Origin of the sequence: Streptomyces sp. NPDC048211 (genome assembly GCF_043202315.1) — a bacterium.
Classification (GTDB): domain Bacteria; phylum Actinomycetota; class Actinomycetes; order Streptomycetales; family Streptomycetaceae; genus Streptomyces.
The window spans coordinates 366,892-385,301 of the sequence record NZ_JBIDAD010000001.1 but is presented as its reverse complement, the minus strand read 5'-3'; the positions used below and the strand labels follow the sequence as shown (position 1 = coordinate 385,301).

At 72.5% G+C, this 18,410-nt stretch carries 12 protein-coding genes and 1 riboswitch; of the genes, 5 read left to right on the top strand and 7 right to left on the bottom strand.

Going from position 1 to position 18,410, the window contains the following annotated elements; all coding sequences use genetic code 11:
• Window positions 1–60: 60 nt before the first annotated feature.
• The 4 genes from ACGFZA_RS01800 to ACGFZA_RS01785 all read right to left on the bottom strand — a co-directional run bounded on the left by ACGFZA_RS01800 (window position 61) and on the right by ACGFZA_RS01785 (window position 6,105).
• On the bottom strand, window positions 61–1,110 hold the full coding sequence (locus ACGFZA_RS01800) for a hypothetical protein (RefSeq protein WP_393676459.1): 1,050 nt from the start codon (window positions 1,108–1,110) through the stop codon (window positions 61–63).
• A 104-nt stretch (window positions 1,111–1,214) separates the two neighbouring features.
• Complete coding sequence (locus tag ACGFZA_RS01795; protein WP_385284911.1) at window positions 1,215–2,405, bottom strand: vWA domain-containing protein; 1,191 nt, start codon at window positions 2,403–2,405, stop codon at window positions 1,215–1,217.
• 86 nt (window positions 2,406–2,491) lie between these two features.
• Window positions 2,492–4,960, bottom strand: a complete 2,469-nt coding sequence (locus ACGFZA_RS01790; protein WP_393676457.1) for a DUF5682 family protein — start codon at window positions 4,958–4,960, stop codon at window positions 2,492–2,494.
• Entirely contained in the window at window positions 4,957–6,105 is a 1,149-nt protein-coding gene (locus ACGFZA_RS01785) for an AAA family ATPase (RefSeq protein WP_385284908.1), read from the bottom strand. The genes ACGFZA_RS01790 and ACGFZA_RS01785 overlap by 4 nt, the downstream gene beginning before the upstream one ends.
• A 117-nt stretch (window positions 6,106–6,222) precedes the next feature.
• Here ACGFZA_RS01785 and ACGFZA_RS01780 point away from each other — a divergent pair, with 117 nt between their 5' ends.
• Complete coding sequence (locus ACGFZA_RS01780) at window positions 6,223–7,710, top strand: SWIM zinc finger family protein (protein WP_393676454.1); 1,488 nt, start codon at window positions 6,223–6,225, stop codon at window positions 7,708–7,710.
• A 92-nt stretch (window positions 7,711–7,802) separates the two neighbouring features.
• Entirely contained in the window at window positions 7,803–9,494 is a 1,692-nt protein-coding gene (locus ACGFZA_RS01775; RefSeq protein ID WP_393676452.1) for a DUF5691 domain-containing protein, read from the top strand.
• A 305-nt stretch (window positions 9,495–9,799) separates the two neighbouring features.
• On the opposite strand, the gene ACGFZA_RS01770 is transcribed toward ACGFZA_RS01775, so the two are convergent.
• The gene (locus tag ACGFZA_RS01770; protein WP_328898391.1) at window positions 9,800–10,213 is read right to left on the bottom strand and encodes a cobalamin B12-binding domain-containing protein; all 414 of its coding nucleotides are present in this window, start codon (window positions 10,211–10,213) and stop codon (window positions 9,800–9,802) included.
• 455 nt (window positions 10,214–10,668) lie between these two features.
• Between ACGFZA_RS01770 and ACGFZA_RS01765 the strand changes: the two genes are divergently transcribed.
• Together ACGFZA_RS01765 and ACGFZA_RS01760 are read left to right on the top strand one after the other, a co-directional pair.
• Window positions 10,669–11,739 carry an alpha/beta fold hydrolase gene (locus tag ACGFZA_RS01765; RefSeq protein ID WP_393677599.1) on the top strand — a complete coding sequence of 357 codons (1,071 nt, stop codon included), beginning with the start codon at window positions 10,669–10,671 and terminating at the stop codon, window positions 11,737–11,739.
• A gap of 260 nt (window positions 11,740–11,999) precedes the next feature.
• Complete coding sequence (locus tag ACGFZA_RS01760) at window positions 12,000–13,718, top strand: peptidoglycan DD-metalloendopeptidase family protein (protein WP_393676450.1); 1,719 nt, start codon at window positions 12,000–12,002, stop codon at window positions 13,716–13,718.
• 103 nt (window positions 13,719–13,821) lie between these two features.
• Here ACGFZA_RS01760 and pcrA read toward each other — a convergent pair whose 3' ends face one another.
• A complete protein-coding gene (gene pcrA, locus ACGFZA_RS01755; protein ID WP_385284899.1) occupies window positions 13,822–16,260 on the bottom strand; it encodes a DNA helicase PcrA in 2,439 nt (812 codons plus the stop codon).
• A 258-nt stretch (window positions 16,261–16,518) separates the two neighbouring features.
• A riboswitch (cyclic di-AMP (ydaO/yuaA leader) is annotated at window positions 16,519–16,684 on the top strand.
• On the opposite strand from pcrA, the gene ACGFZA_RS01750 reads away from it, so the two are divergent.
• On the top strand, window positions 16,683–17,864 hold the full coding sequence (locus ACGFZA_RS01750; protein ID WP_385284897.1) for an NlpC/P60 family protein: 1,182 nt from the start codon (window positions 16,683–16,685) through the stop codon (window positions 17,862–17,864). It overlaps the preceding riboswitch by 2 nt.
• A gap of 71 nt (window positions 17,865–17,935) precedes the next feature.
• Here the strand turns inward: ACGFZA_RS01750 and ACGFZA_RS01745 are convergent, their stop codons facing one another.
• Window positions 17,936–18,289 carry a hypothetical protein gene (locus ACGFZA_RS01745; protein ID WP_326738185.1) on the bottom strand — a complete coding sequence of 118 codons (354 nt, stop codon included), beginning with the start codon at window positions 18,287–18,289 and terminating at the stop codon, window positions 17,936–17,938.
• Window positions 18,290–18,410 lie beyond the last annotated feature (121 nt).

Here is an 18,410-nt window from a genome sequence, read left to right as displayed (position 1 = left end):
GGACTGCGGGCAGACCTGTTCCGCCCCCGCGCGGCAGGTCGAGGCGGGGAAAGGCCTGCCCTAGCCGGGGAATTCGAGGATGTCGCCGGATCTGTCACGGACCGGCGCGGCGGTCGCCGGAAGACCGGCGCCACGGACGAGCCCGAAGGAGGTGCCGTCCGCAAGCGGAACGGCGTGCTGGTCACCGCCACGGGGCGGGTGGGCCTCGGCGGACGCGGAGTGGCCCTGCCCACCGTCGGGCCCGAACGGCTTCCGGGGAGCCGGACGGTGGTCCGCGGCGGCCTCCCCGTACGCGGCCTCCGCCGCCTCACGCGGTACGGAGAACGCTGCCGGGCCCGGATGGCCGGGTGCTGCGGGCGTGGTGACGGGCCGGGGTGCGGCCGGAAGGTCCGGTGCACCGCTGCCGGGGACGTCGGACACCCGTGCGGGACCGGACTGCGGCGCCTCCGGAGCGGCCGGCGACGAAGGCACCGGAAGCGGCCACGCGCCCGGGGCCGGGAGGGCCACCGTGATGTCACGGAGACCGGTGACGGCCGCGCCGACGGTCTTGTCCACGACCTCACGGAGCTTGCCGGTCTCGCCGGTCTCGCCGCCGGTTCCTCCGGCCTCCGCGACCTCTGCGGCGCGCCGGGTCACCTGCCGGACGGTGGTGCGTGCGGGCTCCGTGCCCGGGGTCAGCGCGACGCGGGCGGCGTCCCTGGGTGCGGGCGGCGCGGGTGCGGACGAGGCGGGCGAGGCGGGCGAGGCGGCGGCTTTGCGTGCCACCCCAAGCGTCGCCCCATCCGCCGCCGTATCCGTCGCTGTCCGGACGGGCTGCTGTTCCCGCTGACCCTGCTGTTCCGACTGCTCCTGCTGTTCCGGGAGTTCAGCGTGTTCCTGCTGCTCCGGGTGTTCCTGGAACGGCCGTTGGAGGAGTTGCTGGACCGCATGTCCCCCGGGCTGTCGGTCCGGTTGCCCGTCCGGTTGCTGGTCCGCCTGGGCTCGCGCGCCGAAGAGGAGGCCCAGTGCCAGCAGACCGCCGAGGAACAGCACTACCTGCAGCGCGCGCCGTCCCGCCGCTCCGCGCCGGGGGCGCGGGGCGGTCACGGGACCGGCGACTGCGGTGGTCATGCGGGAGCGAGCCCTCTCGGGATGGGGTGGACCGCGGAATGCGATCCTCCGCGGACGTCGGGACGATGCTTGCACGAGCCGCCCCGGGTCACGCAAGTCCCCTGTTACTGATGGGTCTCCTTGTCCGGTATGGGCAGGGGCCTCTTCTCGATCGCGGCCGCCATGACGTCCGGGAAGAGGTCCGGCGTACAGGCGAACGCGGGAGCACCCAGCGCGGAGAGCGCCGCCGCGTGGTCACGGTCGTAGGCGGGCGCACCCTCGTCGGAGAGAGCGAGCAGGGTCACGAACTGCACCCCGGACGCCTTCATCGCGGCTACCCGCTTCAGCATCTCGTTGCGGATACCGCCCTCGTAGAGATCGCTGATGAGCACGACGACCGTGTCGGCGGGGCGCGTGATTCTGGACTGGCAGTAGGCCAGCGCCCTGTTGATGTCGGTGCCACCGCCCAACTGGGTGCCGAAGAGCACGTCGACGGGGTCGTCGAGCTGGTCGGTGAGGTCGACGACCGCCGTGTCGAAGACGACGAGCCTGGTCTGCAGGGAGCGCATGGAGGCGAGGACGGCACCGAAGACCGAGGCGTACACGACCGAGGCCGCCATCGAGCCCGACTGGTCAATGCAGAGGATGACGTCCTTCTTCACGGACTGCGCGGCCCGCCCGTAGCCGATGAGCCGCTCGGGGACGATCGTGCCGGCGCCGTTCTCACCGGGGAGGGTCAGGTAGTTCTTGAGGTTCGCCCGGATGGTCCGGTCCCAGTCGATGTCGTGGTGCCGGGGCCGTGTGACCTTCGCGGACCGGTCCAGGGCGCCCGTGAGCGTGGCGCGGGTGCGGGTGGAGAGCTGCTTCTCCAGCTTCTCGACGACCTTGCGCACGACGGCTCTCGCCGTCTCCTTCGTCGTCTCGGGCATGGCCTTGTTGAGTGAGAGCAGGGTGCCGACGAGATGGACGTCCGCCTCGACGGCCTCCAGCATCTCCGGTTCCAGCAGGAGCGCGGACAGGCCGAGGCGGTCGATGGCGTCACGCTGCATGACCTGGACGACGGAGGTGGGGAAGTACGTACGGATGTCGCCCAGCCAGCGCGCCACGGACGGGGCGGAGGCCCCGAGCCCGGCGGATCGGCCGCTGCCGCCCCTGCCACCGGGCCGGCCCCCTTTCTCGTACAGCGCGGTCAGCGCACCGTCCATCGCGGCGTCGCGGCCGGCGAGGGTGCATCCGGTGCTCTCCGCACTGTCCGCACCCAGCACCAGGCGCCACCGCCGCAGCCGTTCCCCCTCGTCCGAGGGAACGTGTGGCATGGCCGTCACTGCCGCCGCCCTCACTGTCGCCGCCGTCACTGTCGCCGCCGCTGCCAGGTCCCGCGCGTCCCCGCCGCTTCCCGTGGTCATCCCGTTGCCCCCAGCCGTTCCTCGTCGTTGCCCGGTGTCCCCGGCCGTTCCCCGTGGCTGTCCGGTATCCCGGCAGCCGTCTCGGTCGTCGGCCCGGCGTCCAGGCCCAGCAGCAGGCGCAGCACCGGCACCACCGCGTCCGCGCGCGCCCCGTCGAGGACGGGGCCGAATCCGGGCGCCGTGGACTCGTGCCCCGGCACCGCTCCGGTGCCCGCGTCCGTGCCGGCGGCCGGGCCGCGCCGGACGAGTTCGCCCAGCGTGCGCCGCACGCCCGACTCGTACGCCGCGAAGGTGCGGCGCAATAGGGGCAGGACGTCGGTGAAGGTGTCCGCGGGCACGCCGGTGAGCCAGGAGTCGACCAGGGCGAGCAGTCGCTCGTCGTGGACCAGGAGCATGCCGCCGCCGGCCGCACCACCGACGAAGCCCTCGATCCATGCGGCGGCATCGGCGGGCGGCGTGCCGGGCGACAGGGCGAGACCCATCAGCCGGGCGGCCTCGTCCTGGGCGAGGTGTCCGTCGTCGAGCAGCAGCCGGGCGGCCCGCCCACGGATCACACCGGCGACGGCGTCCCTGACGGCCAGTCGGTGCAGCACGGCTCTCCAGCGCTCACGCAGCCCGTCGGCGTTCGCCGGTACGGTCCCGGCGAGCAGGCCGATCGCCGTGTGCACGCCGTCCACCTGGCGGCGGAGTGCGGCGGCCCCGTCCGCGTCGAGTCCGGTGCAGGCGGGTGGCAACCCGATGCAGATCCGCTCCGCGAGCCCCGCCGCCACCTCCCCGAGCGCGGCGGTGTCCGTCGCCCGGACATCGCCGTAGCGCAGGGTGCGGGCCAGGGCCGGCAGGGCGTCGGCGAGGTGGCCGACGTCGGAGTCGAGGGCCGCGCGGTCGGCGAGGACCCGCATCACGACGGGCAGCGCCTCGGGCAGTCCGGCGAGCAGGCACCGCTCGGCAAGGGCGGTCACCTCGGAGAGCGCGGTGGCCGCGAGGGCGTCCGACTCGGCGCGCGCGGTGGCGGCGGAGAGCACGGTGGTGCCCCAGACCCCCGCCTCCGCGACCCGTACGTACAGCTCGGGCTCCCAGTGCAGCCGCCAGCTCTCCCGGAAGGTGCCGGTGCTCCCCCGGCCCGCGGCGGGTTCGCCCCAGCCGATACCGAGGAGGCGCAGCCGGTGCAGGAGCCTGCTGCGTGCGCCGTCGGTGTCCTTGCGGAGGTCGAGCTCCAACTCCCTTTCGGTGGCTTCCGGTTTGAGGCGCAGGGTGCGCTGCTGCCGGTTGAGGTCGCGCTGCAGCGGCACGGCGGGGGCGGTGTCCGGTACTTCGCCGAGTGTCACGCCGACGATCAGCCGGTCCCGGACGAGGGCCAGCGGCACGTCGGAGCCCTCGCACATCACGGCGCGGACGGCGTCGGTGGTCTCGCCCAGTCCGGCGAGCGGCCGGCCCCGCATGGCGGCCAGGGTGTCGGCGAGCCGGACCGCCTCGATGACATGGGCCGAGGACACGAACCGGTCCTCGTCGCGCAGGAGTCCGGCGACCTTGGTCATCCAGCGTTCGACCGGGCGGTCCGGGGAGGCGAAGAGGTGCTCGTACCAGCCGGGCGAGTCGATCCCGGCCCCGTAACCGCTGCGCCGTGCGAGCCGCTGATGGGTCCAGGGCACCCAGGTCAGTTCGGCCTTGACCTTGGGGAGGCCCTTGAGGAGCGCCCGGTCGGCCGTCTGCGTCGTCCTCGCTTCGAGCGCGGGGACATGCCAGGCCCCGCAGACCACGGCGAAGGCACCGCCGAACTCCTTGCGGGCGGCGCGGATCTGGATGCGCATGTACGCCTCCCGGACCGCGTCCCTCGGGTGTCCGCCGTCCCCGTACACCTCGCGGAGGGCCGTCATCGCCTCGCCGAGCGCGGCGAAGGCGGCCAACGGATCTGCGGCGGCCGCGCCGGGCACGCCGGAACCGCCGGGGGCTCCGGGAACGCGGGGACCTGCGGGCACGCGGTGTTCGACCACGTCCTCCCACCAGCGCTCGGGGTCGTCGTACCCCGCGGTCTCGGCCAGCACCCGGATCGGGTCGACGGGAACGGCCCGGAGCTCGTCGTCCCGCTCCGCGCCCTCAGCCTGCCGGCCGTCCCGCTCCCCCTCCTCCGCCATGGCCAGGGAGTGCGCCGCGGGCAGGTCGATGAAGCGGACCGGGACGCCCTGCGCCAGCGCCCAGCGGATCGCGACCCATTCGGGTGAGAACGCGGCGAACGGCCAGAAGGCGGCCCGCCCCGGGTCGTCCACCGCGTGGGCGAGGAGCGCGACGGGCGGCCGCATCTGCTCGTCGGCGACGAGCGGCAGCAACGCGTCCCCCTCGGGCGGCCCCTCGATGAGCACCGCCTGCGGACGCGCCGCGTCGAGAGCGGCACGGACGGCACGGGCGGACCCCGGGCCGTGGTGCCGCACCCCGAGCAGCAGCGGCCCCGACGGGCGCGCGCCCGTCATACCGAGACCTCACGGCAGGCGCGGTAGAAGTCCTTCCAGCCGTCCCGCTCGCGCACCACGGTCTCCAGGTACTCCTGCCAGACCACGCGGTCGGCCGCCGGATCCCGGACGACCGCGCCGAGGATGCCTGCGGCCACGTCCCCGGGGCGCAGCACGCCGTCGCCGAAGTGTGCGGCGAGGGCGAGACCGTTGGTGACGACGGAGATGGCCTCGGCGGTGGACAGCGTCCCCGAGGGAGACTTCAGCTTGGTCCGGCCGTCGGTGGTGACTCCGTCGCGCAGTTCGCGGAAGACCGTGACCACCCGCCGGATCTCCGCGAGGCCGTCGGGTGCGGGCGGCAGGTCGAGCGAGCGTCCGACCTGGTCGACGCGCCGCGAGACGATGTCGACCTCCGCCTCGGGGGTGGCCGGCAGCGGCAGCACCACGGTGTTGAAGCGCCGCCGCAACGCGCTGGACAGCTCGTTGACCCCGCGGTCGCGGTCGTTGGCCGTGGCGATGACGTTGAAACCGCGGACGGCCTGGACCTCCTGGCCCAGTTCGGGCAGTGGCAGGGTCTTCTCCGAAAGGATCGTGATCAGCGAGTCCTGCACGTCGGCGGGGATGCGGGTGAGCTCCTCGATCCTGGCCGTCATGCCCTCGGACATGGCCCGCATCAGCGGGCTGGGCACCAGCGCGTCACGGCTGGGGCCGTGTGCGAGCAGCTGGGCGTAGTTCCATCCGTAACGGACGGCTTCCTCGGGTGTGCCCGCGGTGCCCTGGACGAGGAGGGTCGAGTCGCCGCTGACGGCGGCCGCGAGGTGCTCGGACACCCAGGTCTTGGCGGTGCCCGGAACGCCGAGGAGCAGCAAGGCACGGTCGGTGGCGAGTGTGGTGACGGCGACCTCCACGAGGCGGCGCGGGCCCACGTACTTGGGCGTGATCACCGTGCCGTCGGGCAGGGTGCCGCCGAGCAGATACGTGGCGACGGCCCACGGAGACAGGCGCCAACGCTCGGGCCGGGGGCGGTCGTCGGCTGCGGCGAGTGCCTTCAGCTCGTCGGCGAAGGCGTCCTCGGCATGCGGGCGCAGGACTTCGGCGCCGATGGCTTCGGTACGTTCGGCGCTTGCGGTGGTCACGTTGTTTGCGGTGCTTGCGGACACGGTCATGGATCCCCCTCCAGATCGGTCGACCTGATGTGGTTCCCACGGTGCACCATGGCACTGACAATCGACCTTCCCGCAGGTCAGGGCCCGTTGTCAGTGGTGCGGCCTAACGTCGTTCCCATGCTGCTGACTGACGGGGGAGAACCCTTGGGCGCCGCTGCTCCGGCGGCGCGCTGGACGGTGGAGCAGGTCCTGGCCCTGGCTCCTGACGACGCTTCACGCAAGGCGGGAAACAAACTGGGTGCGGCCGGTTGGTGGTCGGACACCGGAGGGAGTGCTTCGGGCGCGGTCTGGGGGCTGTGCCGGGGAAGCGGGAGCAAGCCGTACCGCACGGCGGTCGACACCACCGGGCCCGCGTACAAGTGCAGTTGCCCCAGCCGCAAGTTCCCGTGCAAGCACGCGCTGGGTCTGCTGCTGCTCCGCGCGGCCGACGGATCGGCGCTGCCCGCCGGCGAACCGCCCGACTGGGCCGAGGAGTGGCTGACAGGCCGTCGCTCCCGCGCCGAGGCGAAGGAGAAGGGGAAGGACTCGGGCGGTGGTCCGGCCGATCCCGAGGCCGCGCGGCGCCGTGCCGAGCGGCGGGCGGAGCGGATCGACGGCGGCGCGCAGGAGTTGGAGCAGCGCCTGACCGACCTGCTGCGCGGCGGGCTGGCCGCGGCCGAGCAGTCGGGGTACGGGCTGTGGGAGGAGACGGCAGCCCGCATGGTCGACGCGCAGGCACCCGGCCTGGCGGGCCGGGTGCGGGAGTTGGGGGCGATCGCGGCCTCCGGCCCCGGGTGGCCGGTGCGGCTGTTGGAGGAGTGTTCCCTGCTTCATCTGCTGGACACGGCATGGCTGGGCATCGACCGGCTTCCGCAGCCGCTCGCGGCGACGGTCCGCACCCGTGTGGGCCTGCCGGCCGCTGCGGAGGGGCCGCCGGTCCGTGACCACTGGCTGGTTCTCGCGCAGTACGACACGCCGGAGGGCAAGATCGTCACCCGGCGCATCTGGCTGTACGGCAGGGCATCGGGCCGTATCGCGCTGCTGCTGTCCTTCGGGGCCGCCGGGCGCTCCCCCGGACAGGCGCTCCCGGTGGGCGTCACTCTCGACGCCGAGGTCACGGCCTATGGAGGAGGCGGGCAGCTACGGGCCGAGCTGGGACCGCAGTTCGGCCTGCCCGTGCCGGCCGGATCACCGCCTCCGGGCGTCCCGGTCACCGGGGCGATCGCCGCGTACGGCAAGGCGCTGAGCGACGATCCATGGCTGGATTCCTGGCCGGTGACGCTGCGCGACGTCATACCCGTGCCGTCCGCGGACGGCTGGCAGCTGGCGGACGCCGAGGGTGATGCGGCCCTGCCCGTCGCCGCCACCGCGCTGTCCCGGCCCGCGCTGTGGAAGCTCGTCGCGCTCTCCGGCGGCCGTCCGCTCACCGTCTTCGGGGAGTGCGGTCACCGCGGCTTCGACCCGCTCGCCGCCTGGCCGGTGACGGGTGAGGGCGGCGACGCCGCGGCGCCGGACCCGTCGTCGCGCGCCCGGCCTGACGCCGACGCCGACGCCGCCGCCGCCGCCGTCGCCGGTGCTGACGCCGGCGCCATGACCACCGCCGGCGCGATCGTGCCGCTCATCTGACCCGAGGAGGAGGAGCGATGCCCCGCACCACCACGACCGCAACCCCGACCGCGAACGCATCCAGATCCACATCCGCACCCACACCCACACCCATGACCACCGCCACAGAGACGACCGCACCCACATCCACGTCCGCGCCCCGGACCGGTGCGTCGGCCACCGCGCCTGCCGGCGGGCTCGTGGCCCCGCCGTGGGAGGAACTCGTCACCTCGGCGCTCCTCGGCACGGACCGCCGCCCGTCCGGGACGGCGTCCGGCACCGGGCCGGACGGCGCGGCGGCGGCGCTGCTGGACGCGGCCGCCCTGCACACCGTGCGGCGCCGGGCGGGCCTGCTGCCCGCCCCCGCCGCGCCCCGGCCCGATCCCGCGCCCGCCGACCCGCGGCCCGCGCTGCCGGAGGCCGCCCGGAACCGGCTGACGCAGCTGCTCACGGACCGGGCGGCGCCGCACGGCTCGGGCGGCAGGCGCGGCACGGCCCCCGATCTCATGGAGCTGCTCCCGCAGTGGCTCGCCGCCGCCAATCTGCACAGATACCGGGCGCCGGACGCCGCGTTGCCGCCCCTGCTGGACGCGGCCCGGGCACGGACCGATCTGCGCCCCCAGGCCCTGGCGTTCGCCGGACCGCGCGGACTGTGGCTGGCCGGGCTGAACCCGGAGTGGAAGTTCGCGCTGCGCGGCGCGTCCGGCAGTGCGCTGCTGCCGAAGGTGACGGACCCGGAGGCGGTGGGCCGGCTCTGGGAGGAGGGCCTTTTCGCCGAACGCGTCGCTCTGCTGTCCGCCGTACGGGCACATGACGCGGACGCCGCCCTCGCCCTGCTCGCCACCACCTGGTCCACGGAACGGGCCGAGGACCGGCTGATGTTCATCGATTCGCTGCGCACCGGACTGTCCGGTGCGGACGAGGAGTTCCTGGAACAGGCCCTCGCCGACCGCAGCCGCAATGTGCGCGCCACGGCCGCCGAGCTGTTGTCCGCCCTTCCCGGATCGGCGCTGGCCCACCGGATGGCCGCCCGCGCGCTGTCCTGCGTGAGCCCCGGTCTCACCGGGACCGGGCCGTCCGTGGCCGTGGAGGCCCCGCACGAGTGCGATGCGGCGATGCAGCGCGACGGAGTCGTGGCGCTCCCGCCGTCCGGGCGGGGCGAACGGTCCTGGTGGCTGGGTCAGCTGGTGGAGTCGTCCCCGCTGTCCGTGTGGCCGACACGGTTCGGCGGCCGCGAAGCCCGGGAGATCGTGGCGCTGCCGGTGGCCGACGGCTGGGGCGAGGAGCTGCACGCGGCCTGGTGCCGGGCGGCCGTACGCCAGCGCGATCCCGAGTGGGCGCGGGCGCTGCTCGGCGCACCGTCCATACCTCCGTCGAACGGTCCCGGTACGACGTCGCTCGCGGAGCGGTCCAAGCTCCTGGCCGTTCTGCCCGCCGCCGAGCGGGCCGACTGGGTGGCCGGGTTCATCGCGGCACACGGCCTGTCGGAGGCGTTCCAGCTGCTGGGGGTCTGCCCGACACCGTGGGCGGAGCCGCTCGGGCGGTCCGTCGTGGACGCCCTCGACATCGCCCGGGACGCGGGCAGCTACCCCTGGAGCTTCAGCGGGGTGATGGGCCTCGCCGAGCGCTGCCTGGACCCTGCCGAGGCGGACAGGCTGGAGGTCCTCACCACGACACCCGACGAGCCTGCGGACGCCTCACCGGGCGCGAACGGCTACTGGTCCGAGGCGTTCCAGCGCCTGGTCTCCACGTTGCGGCTGCGCGCGGCGATGGACCTGGAGCTCGGACGGGGCCGCCGCCTCTGAGGCAGTGGACGGGGGCGATGGGCCGCAGGCGGGTGCGGCAGGCCGCGGACGGCGGGCGACTGGCGACTGGCGACTGGCCGCAAACACCGGACAGCCACCCGGACCGCAACCCTGAGACTTCATCCTGGGACCGCACTACCCGGACCGCGGCCCAGGGACCGCACTCCCCTGACCGTCTCCGGAGATCGCTCCCCGGCCACCTCACTCCAGGGACCGCACTCCCCGCACCGCAACCCGGGCACCCCGGCCCACGGACCGCAACCCGGGCACCCCGGCCCACGGACCGCACCGCCCCGGCCTCGGGCTCAGGCCTCCGCCGGCTGGCGGACGTTCGCGTTGACCCAGTCGACGATCGCGACCGTCGTCGCGCCCGGCGTGAAGATCTCCGCGACGCCCTGCTCCTTCAGCGGCGCGATGTCCGCCTCCGGGATGATGCCGCCTCCGAACACCTTGATGTCCGCCGCGTCGCGCTCCTTCAGCAGCTCGATCACCTTCGCGAAGAGCGTGTTGTGCGCACCGGAGAGGATCGAGAGACCGATGGCGTCGGCATCCTCCTGGATCGCGGTGTCCACGATCTGCTCGGGCGTCTGGTGGAGCCCCGTGTAGATGACCTCCATACCCGCGTCACGCAGCGCCCGCGCGATCACCTTCGCCCCGCGGTCATGGCCGTCGAGGCCCGGCTTGGCCACCACCACACGGATCGGACCGGTCACACCCATCACTGCCTCCACATGCGTCTCCCGTGGCCGGAGGCCGGGGAATGTGAACGAACGTTATCGCCAGCATCCCGCAAGCCGCAGTTTCGCGGTGGACGGGGAGGGGGAAATCACACGTGGGACATGTTCACCGGGCACCGTTCCCGCAGCACGCGGCAGTCCTGCCGTGCGGGACCGGCCGCCGGGGGAGCCGCGACGAGGTCGTCGTACCACCGTGCCGTCAGCCGCACGGCACGGTGGTACGACTCACCACCTGCCCGTCCGCCGGTCACCGAAGGTGATCCGGAGGGCGCGGCGGGCGGCTGGTCCCGGACGGCGACCAGCCGGCCCGGGCCTCCGGCGTGGCGCCCCATGAGGGCATACGGGGCAGCGAGCCGCTTCTCCCCGGGTGCCGGAGCAGGAGGTCGACCATGAAGACCCTGCCTTTCCTCCCCCTTCTTCCCCTACTGCTGCGCCGGATGTGCAACGGCACCACCTGGCTGCCGTCCGCCCCGACCCCGCCCACCCGGCTGTCCGCCGCCCTGCTGAAGGCGACCGCCCTTGAACTGGTGGTGCTCGCGGGGCACGCGCTCCTGTATCCCACCGGCATCACCGGCGAACGGCATCCCGCGGCCGGCACCCCCGCACAACCCGCAACAGGAACGCCACCAGCACCGGCACCGGCACCGGGATCAGCGACGGGATCAGCACCAGCGACAGGCACGACGGCCGGCCCGGCGGAACGAACCGTGCCGCCGTCCACCCCCACGTCCCCTCCGCCGTCCACCCCCACGTCCCCTCCGCCGTCCGCCCCCACGGCCCTTCCGCCGTCCGCCCCCACGGCCCTTCCAGCGTCCGCGCCCACGCCCACGCCCGCCCCCGCGGGGACCTCCGCGCTGCCCACCGGGCACCCCGGCCGGCCTCCTGTCGTGCTGCTGCACGGCTTCATCGACAACCGCTCCGTCTTCGTCCTGCTGCGCCGCTCACTGGCCCGGCACGGCTGGCACCACCTGGAGTCGCTCAACTACTCCCCGCTGACGTGCGACATCCGCACCGCCGCCGAGCTGCTCGGCCGGCACATCGAAGAGATCTGCGCCCGCACCGGCCACCACGAGGTGGACATCGTCGGGCACAGCCTCGGCGGCCTGATAGCGCGCTATTACGTCCAGCGACTGGGCGGTGACCGTCGGGTCCGCACGCTCGTCACCCTCGGCACGCCGCACGGCGGCACCTCCGCCGCCCCGCTGGCCGGCGCCCACCCCATCGTCCGCCAGATGCGCAGCGGTTCGGCGCCGATCGAGGAGCTGCGGCTCCCCGCACCCGGCTGCCGCACCCGGTTCGTCAGCTTCTGGAGCGAACTGGACCAGGTGATCACCCCCGTCGAGGCGGCCTGCGTCGACCACCCGGACCTCGACGCGGTGAACGTACGCGTCAGCGGGGTCGGCCATCTGGCACTGCCCGTGCACCCGGTCGTAGCCGCCGGTATCCGCCGGGCGCTCGACGCCCCCACGTCGGCCCAGGGGTCGGCCGAGGCCGCCTCCGTGGCCTGAATCCCACACATTCCGGAAGCCTTGGCCTGTTCGGTCGACGCACCACCCCGCGCACGAATAGAACGAGTTTCGAACATAGAGCCAAGGGTGTGTGAGCAGCCCGTCGAAAGGCGGCCGATTGCCCGTTTCCTGAGCGCCGGGGTGCCGTCGAAGATTGTCCGCGTCGCATACCGCCGGGTACAGTCGCGGCCACTGCTTCCCCCGGAGTCCCACCGGACCCCGGACAAACTGGTCCTGCTGCCGAGGCGAGAGAGAAGTTGGTGAACGACCAGCACCCCTACGCCGGGTACGCCGGATACGACGGCCACTCCACGGGCGGCTTCGACGGCGACCCGCTCTTCGGCTCCCTCCCCGGCGACCACGACGGCTCGTACGACACCGCGACGGCCTACGCCGCCCCGTACGGCAGCGGCCAGGCCGACTACAGCGGCAGCGCGTACGACACCGGCGCCTGGGACACGGGCGCACACCACACGGTCGGGTACGGCCACCCCGCGGATTACGCGGGCCACACCGCGCAGCCCCAGCAGCAGCACCCGTACGAAACCGACCCGCAGTACGACACAGGCGCGACCTGGATCCCGGGAGACACCGGCTACGGCTACGCGATCCCGGCCCAGCTCGGCGCCCCGGACTCCTCCGGCCAGTGGGACACCACCGCCTGGCACCAGAACGGCCAGTGGGCCGACGCCGGAACAGCGGGATACGACACCGGCGCGTACGACGCCACCGCCTGGAACACCGGCGCCACGCCCGAGCACGAACAGCAATCCGCGCACACCGCGACCGCATCGCACGAATCCGAACAGACGGCGCAGCACCCGTACGCGGCCAACGAGACATACGAGGCGTACGAGCAGCAGCCCTCGCACGGAACACCGTACGAGCAGCAGCCCTCCCACGAAACGACGTACGAGCAGCAGGCCCACGGAGCACCGTACGAGCAGCAGGTCACCCACGAGGCCTCGTACGAGCAGCAGGCCTCCTACGATCCGTACGAGCCCTACCGCACCGCCGAGTTCAGCCTCCCGGAGACGGACACCGGGACGGAGACCGGAACCGGGACGGGTGCGGAGACAGGGCCCGCGACCGCGAAGGACTCAGGCGCGGAGGCCACCGACGGCACCCGGGCCGAGACCGCGGAGGCCGACGATCACACCGGCGGCCACGCGTCCGCACCGGACGCCGGCCACCGCCCCGCAGGCCGCCCCGTCACCCGCGGCGGTGGCGGCGGCCGTAGCCGCAGGCGTTCCCCCGCGAAGCGTTCCGCGCTCCTCACCGTCGCCGTCCCGTCCGCCTGCGTGATGAGCGTGGCGGGCATCGCCGCAGCCTCCGTGGGCGGAATGGGCGGTGGCGAGGAGAAGAAGGACGAGACCACGACGATGGCGGCCGCCGACCCCGGCACGGTCAAGCCCGTCGCGGCCAACAACGAGCTGGACACCCAGCTGGCCAATCTCAGCGCCGACGCGGAGAACTTCGCCGACCGCGCCAGCCGCACCCAGGAGCGCATCGACCTGAAGGAGCGGCAGGCCGCCGAGAAGAAGAAGCGGGCGGAGGAAGCCGCCCGCAAGGAGGCCCTGCGCCCCAAGTTCGTCATGCCGGTCAAGGATCACCGGCTCAGCGCGTACTTCGGACAGGCGGGCGTCAACTGGATGTCCGTGCACACGGGCATCGACTTCCCCGTCGACTACGGCACGCCGGTGATGGCGGCGACCGACGGCACCGTCCGTACGCAGTTCAACACCGCCTACGGGAACATGGCCATCGTCACCGCGGCCGACGGCACCGAGACCTGGTACTGCCACCTGAGCAGCACCCGGATCCGCTCGGGTTCGGTCAAGGCCGGTGACGTCATCGCGTACTCCGGGGACTCCGGCAACTCGACCGGCCCGCACATGCACTTCGAGGTGCGACCCGGCGGCGGCGCGGCCATCGACCCGCTGCCCTGGCTCCGCAGCCACAACGTCAACACGAACTGACCCGCAACGCAACGCGACGCAAGGCAACCCCATGCGACGCAAGGCAACGCAACGGCCGGCGCGACCGCCTCATCGGGGCGGCCGCCCCGGCCGCCCCGTCCGGCTAGAGCTTCTCGACCGGGGCGTACCGCAGCAGCAGCTTCTTCGGGCGCTCGTCGCCGAAGTCGACCGTGGCCTTGGCCTGGTCCCCGATGCCCTCGACCGCCGTCACCGTGCCCAGACCGAACTGGTCGTGGGTGACCCGGTCGCCGGCCACCAGCGTGATCGTCGGCTTGTCCGAGGTCCGCCGGGTCGCGAAGCCCGAGGGGCCGGAGCGCGCGCGGGACGCGGAGAGCGATGAGGTGATGCCCGACGTCGGTCCTGCCGGCGCCGCCATCGGACCCTTGCGCTTCCACTCCAGGTGCTGGTCCGGGATCTCCTCCAGGAACCGCGACGGCGGGTTGTACGAGGGCTGGCCCCAGGCGCTGCGCATCGCCGCCCGGGTGAGATAGAGCCGCTCGCGGGCGCGCGTGATGCCGACGTAGGCCAGCCGGCGCTCCTCCTCCAGCTCCTTGACCTGGCCCAGCGCCCGCATGTGCGGGAAGACGCCGTCCTCCATGCCGGTCAGGAAGACCACCGGGAATTCGAGGCCCTTCGCGGTGTGCAGCGTCATCAGCGTGACGACACCGGAGCCGTCCTCGTCCTCGTCGGGGATCTGGTCGGCGTCGGCGACGAGGGCGACCTTCTCCAGGAACTCGGCGAGCGTGCCCGCGCCCTCGTCCTCCGCCCGCTCCTGCTCGAACTCGAGGGCGACGGAGGCGAGCTCCTGGAGGTTCTCGATGCGGGTCTCGTCCTGCGGATCGGTGGACGCCTGGAGTTCGGCGAGATAGCCGGTCCGCTCCATGACGGCCTCCACCACGACCGCCGGCCCCGCGCCGGACTCCACGACCGTGCGGAGCTCCTCCATCAGCGTGTTGAACCGCTTCACGGCGTTCGACGAGCGGGCCGCCATGCCGTACGCCTCGTCGACGCGGCGCAGCGCCTGCGGGAACGAGATCTTCTCGCGCATCGAGAGGGCGTCGATCATCGCCTCGGCCCGGTCGCCGATGCCCCGCTTGGGCACGTTGAGGATGCGGCGCAGCGGGACGGTGTCCTCGGGATTGGAGAGCACCCGGAGGTAGGCCAGGACGTCCCTGACCTCCTTGCGCTCGTAGAAGCGCACCCCGCCGACGACCTTGTACGGCAGGCCGACGCGGATGAAGATCTCCTCGAAGACACGGGACTGCGCGTTCGTCCGGTAGAAGATCGCCACGTCGCCGGCCTTGGCGTCGCCCGCGTCGGTCAGCCGGTCGATCTCGTCGGCGACGAACTGCGCCTCGTCGTGCTCGGTGTCCGCGACGTATCCGGCGATCCGGGCACCGGAGCCGGCGTTGGTCCAGAGGTTCTTCGGACGACGGCTCTCGTTGCGCTCGATGACCGCGTTGGCCGCGGACAGGATCGTCTGCGTGGAGCGGTAGTTCTGCTCCAGCATGATCGTGGTCGCGTCCGGATAGTCCTCCTCGAACTGGAGGATGTTGCGGATGGTCGCGCCGCGGAAGGCGTAGATCGACTGGTCCGCGTCACCCACGACGCACAGCTCGGCGGGGGCGTCCTCGGGACCGGCCGGGCCGACCAGCTCCCGTACGAGCGTGTACTGAGCGTGGTTGGTGTCCTGGTACTCGTCGACGAGGACGTGCCGGAAGCGGCGGCGGTAGTGCTCGGCGACGTCGGGGAACGCCTGGAGCAGGTGCACCGTCGTCATGATGATGTCGTCGAAGTCCAGGGCGTTCGCTTCGCGCAGCCGGGACTGGTAGAGCGCGTAAGCCTGGGCGAGCGTCTTCTCGAAGCCGTCGGCGGCCTGTCCGGCGAAGGTCTCCTCGTCGATCAGCTCGTTCTTCAGGTTCGACACCTTCGCCGTGAACGACTTCGGCGGGAAGCGCTTCGGGTCGAGGTCGAGATCGCGGCAGACGAGGGCCATGAGGCGCTTGGAGTCGGCCGCGTCGTAGATCGAGAACGAGGAGGTGAAGCCGAGCCGCTTCGACTCGCGGCGCAGGATCCGTACGCACGCGCTGTGGAAGGTCATGACCCACATGGCGTTGGCCCGCGGTCCGACGAGCTGCTCGACGCGCTCCTTCATCTCGCCGGCGGCCTTGTTGGTGAAGGTGATCGCCAGGATCTGGCCCGGGTGGACCCCGCGCTCGGCCAGCAGGTGGGCGATGCGGTGGGTCAGCACGCGGGTCTTGCCCGAACCGGCACCGGCAACGATGAGCAGCGGGGAGCCGGCGTGCACGACGGCTGCGCGCTGCTCGGTGTTCAGCCCGTCGAGCAGCGCGGCGGTGTCGATGACCGGGCGGTGGGCCCCGTCGCGGTAGTACGCGTCACGGGGCGGCGGGGGCCCGTCGAAAACGCCCGCGAAGAGGCCCTCCGGCACCGCTTCGGGTGCGGAGTCCTCGGGGGGCGGCGGGGGCCCTTCCTCCGTGTGCTGGAGGCCGGCCAGGAAACTGTCGTCAAAGAGGCTGCTCATCGCCTCCCGAGTCTAGGCGTGCGCACTGACACTCCGCGGCCGAGTGACGAACCACGCATCGGGAGCGGCCACGCAGAGCGAGCGGGGGACCGCACTGCGTGGGGCGATCACGGGCCCCACCTGCCCCGCAGCACTCCCCCGCGTCGAGGTCACGAAAATGTATCGGGCATATCGAACATCAACCTTCACAGCGACACCATGAGTTGGCTAGCGTGCTCGTTCGGGCGGCCCGTACCCCCAGAGGCGATCCACGCCGAGCGGGCTTCCACGCCGAATCCGGGCTGCCGTACAAGGAGTCCGGAACCGGGGACCCACACGCAGCACCGGGGTGAATCGGTCCGCAACCCCCACCAGGACCGTAGGGCAGCCTTCCGTTCCGCCCGAACCCGACAGCTAACCCGGTAGGCGGTCCACGGAAGGAGATGCCGGCCTTGGCGTCGCATCGCAAACCGCGCACCCGTGTGCGCAACACCGGCCCGGCCGTCGGGATCACGACGGCCGCGCTCGCGTCGGTGACCCTGCTGTCCACGCAGAGCGCACTCGCCGCCCCGGCTCCCAAGCCCAGCATCGAGGACGTACAGAAGAAGGTCGACGACCTCTACCGGCAGGCGGGCACCGCGACCCAGCAGTACAACCAGGCGAAGGAGGCGACGGGCAAGCAGCGCACCAAGGTGGACACGCTGCTGGACGACGTCGCCCGGCGCACCGAGAAGCTGAACGAGGCCCGCAGGACACTGGGCGTCTACGCCGCCGACCAGTACCGCAGCGGCGCCCTCGCCCCGACGGCCACCTTCTTCCTGGCCGACGACCCGCAGTCGTTCTTCGACCAGTCCCACCTCATGGACCGGATGACCGCGCGCCAGACGCAGGCGGTGTCGGACTTCCGTACGCAGCAGGCGAAGGCGTCCAAGCAGCGGGCCGAGGCCGTGGCGGGCCTGGAGACGCTCACCGAGTCGCAGGCGACGCTGCGCACCAGCAAGCAGAACGTCCAGACGAAGCTGTCCGAGGCCCGCAGCCTGCTGTCGAAGCTGACCGCCGAGGAGAAGGCGCGTCTGGCGGAGCTGGAGCGCAAGAAGGAGGCCGAGGCCAAGCGCAAGGCCGAGGCACTGGCGAAGAAGCAGGCAGCCGCGAAGGCCGAGGCCGACCGCAAGGCCGAGGAGGCCGCCAAGGAGGCCGGCACCGGAAGCGGTGCGGACACGGGGAGCGGGACGGGGAGCGGGACGGGCACCGGTTCGGGCTCGGACGCGGACGCCTCGACGAAGGCCGAGAAGGTCATGGCGTTCGCCAGGGCGCAGCTCGGCAAGCCGTACGTCTGGGGGGCGACCGGCCCGGCCTCGTACGACTGCTCGGGACTCACCCAGGCGGCCTGGAAGGCGGCGGGCGTCGACATTCCGCGGACCACGTGGGACCAGGTGAACGTCGGCACCAGGATCGCCACGGCGGATCTGCAACCGGGTGACCTGGTCTTCTTCTACGACGACATCAGCCACGTCGGCATCTACAAGGGCGACGGCATGATGATCCACGCGCCGAAGCCGGGGGCGAACGTGCGTGAGGAGTCGATCTTCTACATGCCGATCTACGGGAGCGTGCGACCGGGCTGACCTCCCCTCCCGCGTCGCGAAAACGCCGCTGCCCGGACCCACGGGGTCCGGGCAGCGGCGTTTTCGACGGCTCAGGTCCAGAGCGTGGCGATGAAGATGTTGACGATCGTCAGTCCGCCGACCGCGGCGAAGAGGCCCTTGTCGACCTTCTCCTCGTCGCGCTTGACGTAGACGAGCCCGAGGATCACGACCAGGATCAGCAGCTTGATGCCGATCTTGACGTTGTTCACGGGGTGGTCGTCGGCCTGGTCGAGCCCGACCAGCGCGATTCCGGTGACCAGCATCGTCAGCGCGCCGTGCAGCATGGCCGGGACGAACCGCGCCGTGCCCGCACTCATCGCCTTCATCTGGGTCAGGAAACCGCCCAGCAGGGAGGCGATGCCGATGATGTGCAGGGCGACGAAGACATCGATGAGTACACGCATGGCTCCGCAGCCTAGCCCCGGCCATATCAGCACTCCGCAGCCGGGTGAGGCTTAGTGGCCACTTGACCGCGTGATGCACCAATTGCCTGACTCTGGTGCAATTTTTCCGATCGTACGGTGG

Coding starts and splice junctions, on each gene's coding strand:
- ACGFZA_RS01800 (WP_393676459.1), bottom strand. CDS start 1,110: ATGACCACCGCAGTCGCCGGTCCCGTGACCGCCCCGCGCCCCCGGCGC.
- ACGFZA_RS01795 (WP_385284911.1), bottom strand. CDS start 2,405: ATGCCACACGTTCCCTCGGACGAGGGGGAACGGCTGCGGCGGTGGCGC.
- ACGFZA_RS01790 (WP_393676457.1), bottom strand. CDS start 4,960: ATGACGGGCGCGCGCCCGTCGGGGCCGCTGCTGCTCGGGGTGCGGCAC.
- ACGFZA_RS01785 (WP_385284908.1), bottom strand. CDS start 6,105: ATGACCGTGTCCGCAAGCACCGCAAACAACGTGACCACCGCAAGCGCC.
- ACGFZA_RS01780 (WP_393676454.1), top strand. CDS start 6,223: ATGCTGCTGACTGACGGGGGAGAACCCTTGGGCGCCGCTGCTCCGGCG.
- ACGFZA_RS01775 (WP_393676452.1), top strand. CDS start 7,803: ATGACCACCGCCACAGAGACGACCGCACCCACATCCACGTCCGCGCCC.
- ACGFZA_RS01770 (WP_328898391.1), bottom strand. CDS start 10,213: ATGGGTGTGACCGGTCCGATCCGTGTGGTGGTGGCCAAGCCGGGCCTC.
- ACGFZA_RS01765 (WP_393677599.1), top strand. CDS start 10,669: ATGTGCAACGGCACCACCTGGCTGCCGTCCGCCCCGACCCCGCCCACC.
- pcrA (WP_385284899.1), bottom strand. CDS start 16,260: ATGAGCAGCCTCTTTGACGACAGTTTCCTGGCCGGCCTCCAGCACACG.
- ACGFZA_RS01750 (WP_385284897.1), top strand. CDS start 16,683: ATGCCGGCCTTGGCGTCGCATCGCAAACCGCGCACCCGTGTGCGCAAC.
- ACGFZA_RS01745 (WP_326738185.1), bottom strand. CDS start 18,289: ATGCGTGTACTCATCGATGTCTTCGTCGCCCTGCACATCATCGGCATC.